General features: G+C 42.9%; 10 protein-coding genes, 1 tRNA gene and 1 pseudogene. 3 read left to right on the top strand and 9 right to left on the bottom strand.

Features of this window, described 5'->3' with window-relative positions:
- Positions 1-45: 45 nt before the first annotated feature.
- Positions 46-681, top strand: a complete 636-nt coding sequence (locus J6I44_RS03050; protein WP_265764483.1) for a hypothetical protein — start codon at positions 46-48, stop codon at positions 679-681.
- 988 nt (positions 682-1,669) lie between these two features.
- A pseudogene (locus tag J6I44_RS20775) lies at positions 1,670-2,695 on the top strand (recombinase family protein); the annotation flags it as partial.
- Positions 2,696-3,267: 572 nt separating this feature from the next.
- Here J6I44_RS20775 and J6I44_RS03055 read toward each other — a convergent pair.
- The 6 genes from J6I44_RS03055 to ccsA form a co-directional block, all read right to left on the bottom strand.
- Positions 3,268-3,342, bottom strand: a tRNA-Asn gene (locus J6I44_RS03055).
- Positions 3,343-3,426: 84 nt separating this feature from the next.
- Positions 3,427-4,164 (bottom strand): tRNA pseudouridine(38-40) synthase TruA, encoded by a 738-nt coding sequence (truA, locus tag J6I44_RS03060; protein WP_265764485.1) that lies wholly within the window; start codon positions 4,162-4,164, stop codon positions 3,427-3,429.
- 24 nt (positions 4,165-4,188) lie between these two features.
- Positions 4,189-6,678, bottom strand: coding sequence for a heme lyase CcmF/NrfE family subunit (locus J6I44_RS03065; protein ID WP_265764486.1), 2,490 nt, complete (start codon positions 6,676-6,678; stop codon positions 4,189-4,191).
- 3 nt (positions 6,679-6,681) lie between these two features.
- Positions 6,682-7,086, bottom strand: coding sequence for a cytochrome c maturation protein CcmE domain-containing protein (locus J6I44_RS03070; RefSeq protein ID WP_265764487.1), 405 nt, complete (start codon positions 7,084-7,086; stop codon positions 6,682-6,684).
- The gene (locus J6I44_RS03075) at positions 7,076-7,354 is read right to left on the bottom strand and encodes a CcmD family protein (RefSeq protein WP_265764489.1); all 279 of its coding nucleotides are present in this window, start codon (positions 7,352-7,354) and stop codon (positions 7,076-7,078) included. The genes J6I44_RS03070 and J6I44_RS03075 overlap by 11 nt, the downstream gene beginning before the upstream one ends.
- Positions 7,351-8,019, bottom strand: a complete 669-nt coding sequence (ccsA, locus tag J6I44_RS03080; protein WP_265764491.1) for a cytochrome c biogenesis protein CcsA — start codon at positions 8,017-8,019, stop codon at positions 7,351-7,353. Before ccsA ends, J6I44_RS03075 begins: the two co-directional genes overlap by 4 nt.
- Positions 8,020-8,176: 157 nt before the next feature.
- On the opposite strand from ccsA, the gene J6I44_RS03085 reads away from it, so the two are divergent.
- Positions 8,177-8,707 (top strand): PH domain-containing protein, encoded by a 531-nt coding sequence (locus J6I44_RS03085; RefSeq protein WP_265764492.1) that lies wholly within the window; start codon positions 8,177-8,179, stop codon positions 8,705-8,707.
- Positions 8,708-8,737: 30 nt separating this feature from the next.
- On the opposite strand, the gene J6I44_RS03090 is transcribed toward J6I44_RS03085, so the two are convergent.
- The 3 genes from J6I44_RS03090 to J6I44_RS03100 all read right to left on the bottom strand — a co-directional run bounded on the left by J6I44_RS03090 (position 8,738) and on the right by J6I44_RS03100 (position 12,791).
- Positions 8,738-10,432, bottom strand: a complete 1,695-nt coding sequence (locus J6I44_RS03090) for a patatin-like phospholipase family protein (protein ID WP_265764493.1) — start codon at positions 10,430-10,432, stop codon at positions 8,738-8,740.
- A 253-nt stretch (positions 10,433-10,685) separates the two neighbouring features.
- A complete protein-coding gene (locus J6I44_RS03095; protein ID WP_265764494.1) occupies positions 10,686-11,072 on the bottom strand; it encodes an HIRAN domain-containing protein in 387 nt (128 codons plus the stop codon).
- Between the two features lie 432 nt (positions 11,073-11,504).
- The gene (locus J6I44_RS03100; protein WP_265764496.1) at positions 11,505-12,791 is read right to left on the bottom strand and encodes an MFS transporter; all 1,287 of its coding nucleotides are present in this window, start codon (positions 12,789-12,791) and stop codon (positions 11,505-11,507) included.
- Positions 12,792-12,965 lie beyond the last annotated feature (174 nt).

Raw genomic sequence — 12,965 nt, forward strand, 5'->3', positions numbered from 1 at the left:
ATCAAATGAAGTCGAGAATCAATTAGCAAAAGTTCATTAAATATCATGATAGATCAACAAGCTATAAAGAAAAGTTACTCCCTTGATAAGTTTCTGAAGCTAAGAGAAAAAGAAAATTATAAAGTTCAAAAAATAATTCAAGAAAGATACGCTCTGTTGGATGAGAAGGATCAATTAACAGATGATGAAATCAGTAAATTTTGTATTGGAATTGGAGTAGATGACAGTAATAGATTTGATAACTTTCTTGAAATAGCTCCTAAATTAAGTGATCAGCAGTACTGGAATTGGTTGCCCCAATTTTACACCTGCACTGACAATACATACAGATATAAAAATATAATAAAAACAGTTTTTGGATCGAATAGAAGCAAAAAAAAGTATCTAATGACTGATGAAGAAAGAGAATTTCTTAATAACCTTGATGATAAGATCACTATTTACAGGGGTATGACTGTTCAGGAAAGGGATTCAGATGAATTTGGGATTAGCTGGACTCTCGATGAAGAAGTAGCAAAATTCTATCGAGATGATTACAGAAGAAATTATGCTACTGCCAATAAAACAAAATGCATAGTTCAGAAGACTATTAATAAATCTGATGTAGTAGCTTATCTCAATGAGCGAAATGAACAGGAAGTCATCTACTTAGGCAGATCAAACTTTGATTCAGAGAAATAGATACTAACACGCCTAGTATAGACCATATTGTTCCTTTTTTCTTGTTTAGATTTCAATTGCTTATAAATTTCAGTACATCCCTGAGAAAAGTTTTTTTGGGAGAAGGGTTTTGAAAGAGAGTATAAAAAGTTTCTACTATGATGGTTGATGATCATTTCCTTTTCAACATGGTTAATTATCTGTTGATGAAATAGATTTAATGTTTAATAATTCAAACTTTTTGTATTTTTATAGCTCTAATTGATTCAGGGCTCAGTTAGAGTTAGATACAAAAAAGGCTTTCATATTTTCTATATGAGAGCCTTTTTATTTGTCATTAATTAATGATTAATGTTATTGAAACCTTTATTTTATAGTATCATTCAGATCTTCTAATCCTCCTACATTTTCAGTTATCTTATCATCATCTCCCTCCTGGAAAATGAATCTTGAGTCCCAGCATTTTACCAACCAGTAATTATGCTCCTAAAATTCATTTATTACTTCGACTACTGGTTTCCCACTTACCTGAACTTCCTCTTCTAATTCCCCAAATTTTATTTCAAATTCATTCATGCTATAATTTCTTATGTAAAGGGAATATCAATAGGTGACTTGATTGAAATAATATTCTTTTTTGAAATGATGGTTTATGCTCCACCCTCTCAAAAAAATGATTTCCTGGAAGTAGCCAATCTTACTAAAAGAGAAAATATCGATATCAAATTCACACTGACTGAAGGAACTTAGTTTCTCATCCATACAGTTAATCAGCAGATCAAATTTTAAGAAGGCTTTGCAAAACCACAACATCTTGCCATTCAGACCTCACTTCAGAATCTCAGATTCCAATGGAAGCTTTTGAAAATAGATCCAGAACTAAATTTAGTAGGAAATTTCTTTATTGCAATGAACGAATATTCTCTGCATATATAGTTTTATGAAAACGTACAAATTTTTAAACTATTCATTGTCACCCATAGTGTTACCTATCATATAATTATTTCGTATGTCAAAAAAAGCCGCAATTTACTGTCGAGTATCTACTTTTGATCAAACCAAAACTAAAAACAATCAAAGTTCTCATGATACTCAAGAGCAGTTATGTAGATCTTGGATTTCTGAGTCTGAATATAATTTCTATGAAATATATACAGATACCAAATCTGGACGTAACCTTGATCGCCCAGCACTTCAGCAATTACTCAAAGATGCTAAATTAGGTAAATTTGATCTAATTGTTACAACACGACTAGATCGAATAAGTCGAAGCATTAAAGATTTTCATAATTTAATTGAGGATTTGAATAGGTGGGGTGTCGAAATTTCTTTCGCAACTCAATCTATTGACACTACTAATTTAATGGGGAAAACCATGCGAAACATGTTGATGGTTTTTGCTCAGTTTGAAAGTGATATGAATTCAAAAAGAACAAGAGAGCAAAGGGCTACTGCAATTAAAAATGGTTTCTGGACAGGTGGTTATATCCCTTTAGGATATGACAGAAAAAATAACAAGCTTTTAGTAAATGAAGAGGAAGCTGATACAGTTAATTATATTTTTGACTTATATCTAAAACATAAGTCAGTACCACAAATTAGAAGAATCCTAAATAACCAGGGATATCGTAATAAACAGTGGGTAACTAAAGAAGGTAGAGTTCGAGGTGGTAGCAAATTCACTACAAATTCTCTCTACAGTATATTGAAAAGACGACTATATATCGGTGAATTTGAATATGAGGACAATTATTTTGAAACGAAGTTTGAATCCATAGTACCGAAAGAGAAATTTCAGAAAGCTCAACAGATTCGTTCATCTAATGACAATAATTCTAAGAAGTATTCAAAAGGAAATTCTCCAAATCTATTGGAAGGAATAATTAATTGCGGATTATGCGACCATTCCATGACCCCCACCTATACCAAGAAAAGTGATAAAAAATATTACTATTACAAGTGTGTAAAAAAGAATAAAGAAGGTAAATCAAAAAATCATAATCCTAAGAGCCTTCCTTTTAAAAAAGTTGATGATTTTGCTATTAATACTTTAGAAGTATTTCTGAAACAACCTAAACTGTTGAAAGCTTTCAAAAAGAGAGTTGAATTTAATGCAGAAGATCGAATGGATGAATTAAATTCAAAACTTCGTGCTGTCCAAAATAACAGGAATAGGATTCAGACAGAGATCGAACAAACTATGAATACAATTTTGGATAATCCATCAAACAAAGAACTTTGGGAAGAAAGACTTACTAAATATAAATCGCAACGTTATGATCTGGATTCAGAAATAAAAAGTATTAAAGAAGAATTGGATCAAATCAAAAATTCACGAATTATTGACGATTCTTCCCATACTGAGATAATTGAGGAATTCAATCAAGAATTAAATGATAGAAATTTAGATCAGCAAAAAGAATTAGTTCAGACATTGATTAGAGAGGTAGAATCAACAGTACAAAATAAAGACGGTAGTTATACAGGTGAGGGGGAAATTATCATCTCTTATGTGTGTGACGAATACCTTGAAGCAGAATGGGCTGAAATAAAAAAGTGCGATACTGATAAGCAAAATGACCTACCAGTTCGCACTTCATTATGTGATGGCTCCCCGGGTAGGATTCGAACCTACGACCGATCGGTTAACAGCCGATTGCTCTGCCACTGAGCTACCGAGGAATATACCCGTTTGGAAACCAACATGTTTCCGTTTTCAAAGAGCACAAATATACATAATTATAGATATTTAAGTCAAGGATTTTTTTATTTTTTTCGATATCGAACCTTCTCCAGTATCAACCCCTTGGCAGCGGCTCCATGTCCATGCTTATTTTTACTGGGTTCCTGGATCATATCTTCAAACTCAGCCACACTTCGTTTGCCCTTCCCCACCTCTAAGATGGTGCCTGCGAGGCGGCGAACCAAATGGCGTACAAACCGGTTGGCCTCAATACGATAAATCAGCATATCATCCAGTTGTTCAAAACGCGACTGCCTTACATCACACTTCGAATTCGGATTCTGATTGTCTGGCTTCGTAAAGCTATCAAAATTATGTGTTCCCTCTATCAGTTGGGCACAGTGGGTCATCACTTCCAGATCTAAATCTTGTAACACAAGGATAGAAGTATCTTTTAGGAGTGGTCGCGGTCGTCGGGCAATTTGATATCGATACTGGCGAGAAGTAGCATCAAAACGAGCGTGAAAATCATCCGAAACCTGCTGCAATTCCCACACGGCAATATCATGGGGCAAGACGCCCAGCAACGCATACTGAAGCTGGTCGCAATCCAAGGAGGTCGGCATATCAAAATGAGCCGTCTGCCCCTCAGCATGTACGCCGCTGTCGGTACGGCCCTGGCCAATAATATCTACCGGCTCTCCCAGGATACGCTGCAGGGCCGCTTCAATCTCCCCTTCTACGGTAACGGCATTGGGTTGTTTCTGCCACCCGCAGTAGGCTGCCCCGTTGTATTCGACCGACATTTTATATCGCGGCATAGCACAGTCGCGTAATTAATAATATTAAGCTTTCTTCCGCTCGCGATCCCAGTGTCGGAAAATGGATATGCTAAAGCCTCCCATCAGCAAGAAGGTGCCTAACCAAACGACCGAAATAAACGGCTTCTCTTCAGCCACAAGCAACACCCACTGCTCCTGAACTTCCTGATCGACACCGCGGAAGGTCAATTCAAGCTCACCCGAGGAAGGGTCAATATTGCTAAATTGTACCGTTCCTTTATGGCCGGGAATAGAAACAGGGGGCGCATAGGACCAATTTTTACCGTCTTTCTGATATACTGAAAATAAGGGATTGACGGAGACCGCACTATCACTTCCCCGTTGGATAATATTCAGCTCTGCCCTAACCGCCACCATGGTGCTGTCCTGTAGCTCATCGTCGGCTACCTGCTTATAATCCTTCAACTCCAGGTCAAATGCGCCAATGGATGCTGTGCCTCCCCGCTTAATCTTAATTTTTTGGGTTTCCATGCTATCTAGCTGGCTTGCAGCCGCCGGCGTGGCGGCCTGCTCTTTGGCCTGTTCGTTCCGCTGCTCAACATAAGAGCTGCCGGAAACATACAAATAGATGTCACTCAACAGCCCCGAGTAGACATCCGGATCCACCGACCACTGGATATTCTGGGCCGTCGATGTTGACAGCATAGGATACACCTGTGGGTTCAGCACAAACTGCTCGCCTTCACCGTCCGCCGGCTCAAATTTAATTCGGTAGGCCTGCTGTCCGGGCCGCTCTTGGTTCTTGAGGGTATATCCCTCATAGGTTACCACATACTTATCGTTTACGCGCTTAGGTTCATTAAGCTTTAATTCAAGAAAATTAACCGGCTGCGTTACTCTCAACCCATCCTCGTCGGTTACTTCTCCACTCCGGATGGCGTCGTTATATCGTTTGGTGGTATCATCCAGTAAATGACTGTTATAGGCTGAGGAAGCCAGGATACCGAGCAGTAGCACTGCAAATCCTACGTGCGAAAGGGTTCCCCCGATCAGCAGAGGTTGTTGCATAATCAGGCGAATCATAATAACGGCATTACCAATCAGGGCGAACCATGCCGTCAACAGGTAAACCATGTAATACACATCCCGCACTTCACCAATGATGATGGAAGCAAGCGTTACTACGCACGTCAATGCTACCGGGAGCGTCAGCTCTTCGGCCAGGGATTCTGCATCCTGCCGCTTCCAAAAAAGATATTGCCCAAGCACCGTCATTATAGCCGCCACCATAGCCATGGGCATGGTCCATTCATTGTAAAAACTGACTTCCGGTGGTGTGGGGTTGTCAACAAACAGGCGTCCAATGATGGGTGAACTTGTCCCAAGGATAATGACCAGGCCGATCAGGAACAGCATCATAGCCCCGGCAAAGGTCATAAACTCCCGACTCAACAACTTAGACTCGTTTTTCTGATCCGGTAAATCCTTATACCGGTAAAAGAAAAGTCCCAATCCAACTCCTGTCACGGCCACCATAAAGACTACCAACTGGCCATATAGGCCCAAGTCAACGAAACTATGAACCGATGAATCGGATAAAATACCTGACCGCGTCAAAAAAGTTTCATACACAATGGCCACATAGGCCAGGATAGCAAAGATGATCGAAGCCTTTTGAGAGGTAGAACTCTTGCGCTGGATAATCATGGTATGGATACCCGCCGTACCTAACAGCCAGGGTACAAAAGAAGCGTTTTCCACCGGATCCCAGGCCCAGTATCCGCCGAATGAAAGGGTCACATAGGCCCAGTATCCGCCCAGAAAAATGGCCGTCAACAGGGCTACATTTGCTCCAAGTGTCCAGGGTAAAGCAGGATTGACCCACTCGTTATATTTTTGTTTCCAGAGGGCCGCCATAGCAAAACAGTACGGAACGGTCATCATTGCGAAGCCGACAAATAAAATCGGGGGATGAATAATCATCCACGGACTTTTGAGAAGGTCGTTTAGCCCTTTTCCGTCTTGGGGCACAAAATCTGGGTTCGACTGGATGAAAGGAGCATTGGGCATGGCTTCGGCCAGTGAGCGGAAAGGAGAAGCACCCAGCGTAAAATCACCAATGGATATGCCCGAGACCATAGAGAGCAGGAAAATCTGCGTGAGGGTCAGGAAGAAAAGTACCGGTCCCCTGTAAGGCTCGCGCGTCCACCGCATCAGGCCCAGACCAGCCAAGATGGAAAACAGGATCCACAGCATAAAGCTTCCCTCCTGGCCTCCCCAGAAAGCAGATACCAGATATTTTAGCTGCAGATCTGAACTTGTGTAATTGTATACATAATAGTAGTTAAACTGGTGGGTCAGAATAATATAGACCAACAGCCCTGATGCCGCCAGTAGAAACAGGCCCTGAATACCGAACAGCCAGTTGGATATTCTGAAATAACGAGAGTCTGAGTCGTCTTCATTTTGAGCGTGAAAATAGTATCCAATGGTGGCTAAAACAGCGCTGAGTAAGGCTGCATTAACAAAAAATTCTCCTAAAAACTTAATCATAAACTACAAGGTGTTAGCGGCACTCGCTTTTTCGAACTGGGCGTCTTCGGCATTGTTATATTTGGAAGGGCATTTCATGAGCATTTCATCGGCATAGAATACATCATCCTGCATCTTGCCAATGACCACAAGGCGATCAGCCTGCTCAAAGTTGTTGGGCTTCGACTTTGGATAAACAACGCGCCGAACATTACCAGCCTCATCCTTCATAAAAAAGGTAAACCGTTTGGTCTCCATAGAAAAACCATGGTCTTTGGAATCATCCCAGCTACCTACCACATGCGCACTGTTCATGTCGGATGCCTGTTCAAAGTTCACGTAGGTGCTGATGCTGTTACCAAAATTGTACATCAGAAGAGAGGTAAAACCGACAATCGCGATAATACCAATGATCAGTTTAGGTTTCATGCTGTGTTTGCTTTTTAGAATGTTTTAATTCGTTTTCCAGTCGACCCACTTTTTTATCAACCCGAATCATAAAAAAGAGTAATACAAACCAGATAACCAAGCTCACCGCCAGCACGATAAAAATAAGATCGTATGAGGCTGCTGCCTGAATAAAAGGTCCGGCCTGTTCAAAGCCTGCACTACCCTCCCAGTTGGGAGAATAAGACTTGGTTAATGTATCAACGGCCGCAACGGTATCTTCTTGTGCCTGAATAAGTGAAAAAGTCATGCTCGGTGATGTTCAAGTTGATGCTTAACTTCTTTATAGCGATACAGGATATCATACAGCCATACCGACAGGGCTATAAATCCTATAACCGCCGGATAAAAAATATATCGCAATTCCGGTGCTGTAATTTCACTAAACGCCGGATTTCCTTCAGCCCCGGGGTGCAAACTGGGCAGCTGACGCGGTATGATATAAAGCAAGAAAGGAATAGTCGTTGCCGCAAAAACATTAAAAACCGCCGCTATCTTAGCCCGTTTTTCTGGATTCTCAAAGGCCGTGCGCAATACAAAGTAGCCTACATAGATCATCATGCCGAGCGCCGACAAGTTCATCCGTGGCTCTGCGAAGGTCCACCATGAGCCCCAGGTAAAACGCGCCCATATTGAACCGGTTATGAGTCCACATATACCAAATAACAATCCAACCTGAGTAGCCGTTTCCGCTTTTCGGTCGGTCGTCAAATCGGGGTTATTCAAATATTTGATGCTGTAAACCAAGCCCGCAGCAAAACAAACGGCCATCGTAAACCACATGGGTACATGCAGAAAAAGATTCCGCGCGGATTCCTGTAAAATAGGAATGTCAGGAATTGGGATCAGGAAGCCTGCAATGATGACGCCGGTCATCCAAAGCGCAACGATATATTTCCAGGGTTTTAAGTTCATTGTTCAATAAATGGGCTGTTATCCACTGGTATTTTATAAAGCGTGGTAATATACGAAATCTGTTTGGGAAAACTTAGTCTTTTCACCTTCGTATTTCCCAAATTTTACCTACCTTTACAAAAAACATTTATTCGTTTTAACTTGAGGCTTAAATCGAATGACTGAAAAAGAATCAGCATCAAAAAGTATCACTCTTGGCATTAGCTGGAAAAATCATCTTCTGGGCTATGCCCTGTCCATATTGCTAATCCCCGTCTTTGGGCTTGGACTGCTGGGCATCTTCTGGGTCTGGAAGCGGCAAAACCGGATCTCTTACTGGATAACGGACCATAAAATCACCTCCCGCGATGACCAGTACCAACGAAATGTTGACCTGCTGAGTATCCAGAAAGTTGAAGTTCAGCAAAACTGGCTGCAGAAAAAAATGGATGTCGGTGACCTGAAGCTTCATACCGCGGCTTCGGCCATGACATTATACGGAATGGAGCAGCCCTACCAGCTGAAGGGCGTTCTTCAAAAAGCGATTGCTGCAGAACAGAAACGCCACCAGCAGAAAGAACAGGCCCAACCGCAAGAGCCCGAATATGACCCCGGAAGTATGGAAAAGATGGACTACCTAACCGGCCTATGGCAACAGGGACTGATGTCGGACGAGGATTTCGAAGAAGAGCGCAAACATTTCGAATAGATAGCAATTTTAGTGCATCAGTACTGAGTATTATTTCAGGCCAAAGTCGTCCATTTCTTCCGTAACCATACTCATGATCTTATCGACGATGGTCTTGCGTTTAAAACGGGCTACAACTTTGGCAATTTTACGACTAAAATTATTTTCAACATACTGATCGAGCAGACAGTCGATAACCTTTCGGCTACGATAATGCACCTGGCTTCGAAGGGATCCAAGCTCATCTTCTGCCATCTTCAGGTCTTCCCACTGCAGTGAACGTTCCTCCTCTTGGAGATCACCTATCAGCGGAATAATTGGCAGCTTTTTTTGTCCGTTATCCATAAATGAAAACCGCTGGAAATCTTCTTCCGAATAATTAGAAAAAACGGGATTTTGGCGCGCATCATTTAGGGGGAGCACAAAATACTTACGCAAAAACCGTTGACAGTTACGACGGCCTAACTGAAAGTCGTGCTTCCTGAATTTTCTTGAAATGAATCCACCAAAGCCCTTAAAAAAACCCGAAGCAATGGGATATTCTGCTTTAACATCCCCGTTCGTATAACGGCTGGGAGCAATCAAAAACCGGCTGTACACATTATCATCATTTGCCAGCATCAGTTCATCCGGCTTAAAACGGGACTGCGATATCAGGCTGCCAAACAGTTGGCCAAACACACTCACAAGGTCATAATCCTTGATTTCTTCGGCAGATGTCAATGCATTTTCGTTATCACTCGGAAAGGGATCAACCATGACGACACTCTTATTTACCCGATGGGCCTCCCGTGGATTACGCTGGCCATTTGCCAAAGCGCGCCGAGCCAACTCCAGGGGTTCATTATTCATGACCCCGCCATCAACGGAAAGGTAGTGAAACTGCTGTTGGTTATGGGCAGGCCAGCTGGGTTTAATGTTCCTCATTTCAATACAACGCTCTGAACTCATTGCATCAACGCTATCAGGGCGTTGCGGGATCGGCCATGACCGTAAATTATAATGCGAGAAGGGTCGGTTGATAAATCGTGGTGCCAGCCCACCGGGGAAAGCCCCTGTCGCCAAAGCTACGTTTTGCAACAGTTTCCAGCCCGGAGCTTGGTCATCACCGGGATTCAGCCATATCGTTTCCCCTGAGGCCGGCTCCTGAAGGCTGAGTTGAAACTGAAAATAATCCGTATGCTGCTTAATGGTCTGTCCTTTACCGGACCCTCCCCTAAAATTGATATCATAGGGTACGCCCTGCAGGTTCGTAAGCGTGAGGTACAGCTGTAACTGCTCGGCTATGTAGTCCGGCCGTTCCTCGTTTCCGTTAAATTGAATAGCCGAATCAGCGATCTCCTCCAGCACCGTGGAATCAAGGAGCGAGTTTACTTTGCCATCCGATTGTTTGAGATCCCGGGCCATTAACAGATCCGCTATATCAATCTGCTCTACCCACGAGCTATAGAGTTTATTTGCCTGCATTTCACTTGGATTGGGATCTCGTTCAGGCAGGCACCGGATGGGCGAAAACCGATCGTTAACCATTGCTGTAAGAATGGCGCCGGTCATGCCTCCGGCTGAGGCACCCGCTATAACACTGATCTCTACCTTGTGCGGGGGTGCTTCTTTCTTTCCTCTTTTTTGGGCGTGTTCCCAAACGGTTAAAGCTTCCAACAAAAAATCAATCACACCCGCAGTATAGGCACCGGCAGAAACGGCTCCGGCCATAACCAAGCCGATCTCAAACGTTTTTGAAGACATACCCTACTCCCTTTACCTTAATTATTTAATCTATCCCGTTTTACCTTGGCAAGGTAGATATAATTTCCAACAGATGATAACAGCCCAAAACTCTCTACACTTGGATTTCAATCCTTGTTTTAATGGATTGCTGTGTTAAAGATACCAGCCAACGCACAAATGAACATTACCACTAAGTGCAATAACTGTTATTCTCCTTTATACCATCCAAGGCCTTGCGGCTTTCCAAAAATTCCGCAAGATCTCTTCCACCTTACAGCCAGACTTCCACTTTCAGCATTTTCCACGGCTTTCGGTCGGGGTTTACTTCGATTACCTCGCAAAATAATGATACGTTCTGCTGTAGCATTCGGCTAATATGTTTGTTATCGGTGCGCGGTATGTGCCCAAGCATGATATCATTACGATATATTTCCACGGCAAACTTATCATACTCATTGTCTGGATAAACCACCAATATGAGTTGCTCGCCGACCTTTATTTCATCAATAAGAGAAGGCCCTTCGTAATACTGAAATCCGGTTACATAAAATTTATTGAGAAGATACTCCGGCTTGTCATTTTTTGACTGAAATAGCTTTGCTAAAACTCCTCCGAATGGCAAGCCGAACAGAGTTTTAAAAAATGTGCTTCGTCTCATGATAGCTGACTTTTAAATACTGAGTATTTGGAATTACTAATCGATTATTTTTCACTACTATCTTTCCATCCCTTAACTAAAATACTGAAACTGACACCTTGCTGCCATTCAACTCGAAAAGCTTACAAGCTGCCCAGGTAGACACTATTACAAAGTAGATATGCACTTCTTATTACACCAACTGGAATGACAACAAAAAAGTAACCAATAAATTAAGGTGTCCTTGAGGCTACTATCACCCCCCCCAAAAACCAATAACTAGCATCCGCCCTATCTTCTATTAAATTTCGTCGGAGTTGCTCTAAAATATATGAAACCCACCCTCATCCAATAGCTGCTATAGGATTCGGTCGAGAGCAATCGTTTTTTCATTGATACCTTACCTCCTGATGCTTAAAAAATCCAGCATATAGATCCCTTGCTCACATATAATCATTCCTCGGCTATGCCGGCCGGTGCTATTCCCTCTTGGTGCTTCTGCTGGTAGGCTTCTTCATTTTGTGTCACCGTCAAGTGCCAAATTACGCCCGTAACAGCAAGCAGGAAAGCAAAAAGCATAATCGTCTGCATGATGGTGAGCCAATTGTTTTCCAGTATCCAGGAGGCAATCATAACCGATATGGATTGGGCAAGGGTAAACAGCAGCCATTCTGTACTAAACACTCTGCCCCGAAAAGTATCCGGCGTGCGACGCTGCAACAGGACGGTACTCATCACCCAGTTGGCCCCGGAGGCAGCATGAGCAATGAAAACAAAGAGCAGCATGACGGCCAGGCTTTCAGTAGCGCCGACCATGATATACATGGCCCCGCCAAAAATCATACAGAGCCCCATGGCACGCACCCAATCCGATTCATGGCGAAAGATACACCGGCCTATTACCGGACCAATGCCGGTACCTACGCCCCGGGCCGAATAGAGCAACCCTATCCCGATACTCCCCATTAGCAGTACTTCTTCGGAAACCAAGACCAGCATATAGGTGAGCGCTCCAAGAAACATGGTATAACAGCCTTTGGCCAGGATTGGCCGCAATACCTGGTCGTTATCAAACAGATACTGGAAGCCTTCCTTAATGCCCACCAGTGGATTGCTCGTCCGCTGACGCTCTTCTTCATCCATTTTTTCCTGCGGGATGACGGTGCGGTAAATAAACCAAGCCGAGACCACGTAGGTGCAGGCGTCAATGATAAAGACCAGGTCCGTGCCCAACCAGGCGGTAGCCAACCCTCCAATTCCCATCCCGATGGTAAAAATAACGCTCCAGCTGGCTGCCGAGAGCACATTGGCATCCACCAGTTCCTGCTCGGTGGTTACATTGGGAATGGATGATGTTTTGGCCGGCTCAAAAATAGCGGATAGCATCATCTGGAAGGCGGTGAGCACATAGGCCAGCCACAAGGTGTCGTAGGATACAACCAACAGCAACCCCAGTACTAATACCCCCCGGAGCAGATCACAAGCCATCATAATGCGGCGGCGATCAAAACGATCGGTGATATAGCCGGCAAAAGGCGAAAAACTGGCCAGGCTCATCATCTTGACGACGATAATCAGTCCCAGCAGAAACTCGGAATCTGAGTAGCGGGTGATCAACGCATAGACGGCCAGCACCCCAAACCAGTCTCCAAAGTTGGATACAACCTGGCTTAGCCACAGCCGACGGTAGTCGGTGTTGTAGGATACCAGGTTAATATATGGACGTATCTTTTCGAGCATTTTTTATCTTCTTATTAAGATGCAGACCTACTTCGTTTAGCCACAGATTGACACAGATCTGTACTGATAAATTTATATTTATTGTCGCATCGGTCGTTTGTCAATTATTTATACAACAAACTCTGTATTCATAGAATCCAGATTGTAAAAATCAAATCAGTGATAATCTGTGCA

The sequence above is a fragment of the Fodinibius salsisoli genome (assembly GCF_026229185.1).
In the GTDB taxonomy this organism is placed as follows: Bacteria; Bacteroidota; Rhodothermia; order Balneolales; family Balneolaceae; genus Fodinibius; species Fodinibius salsisoli.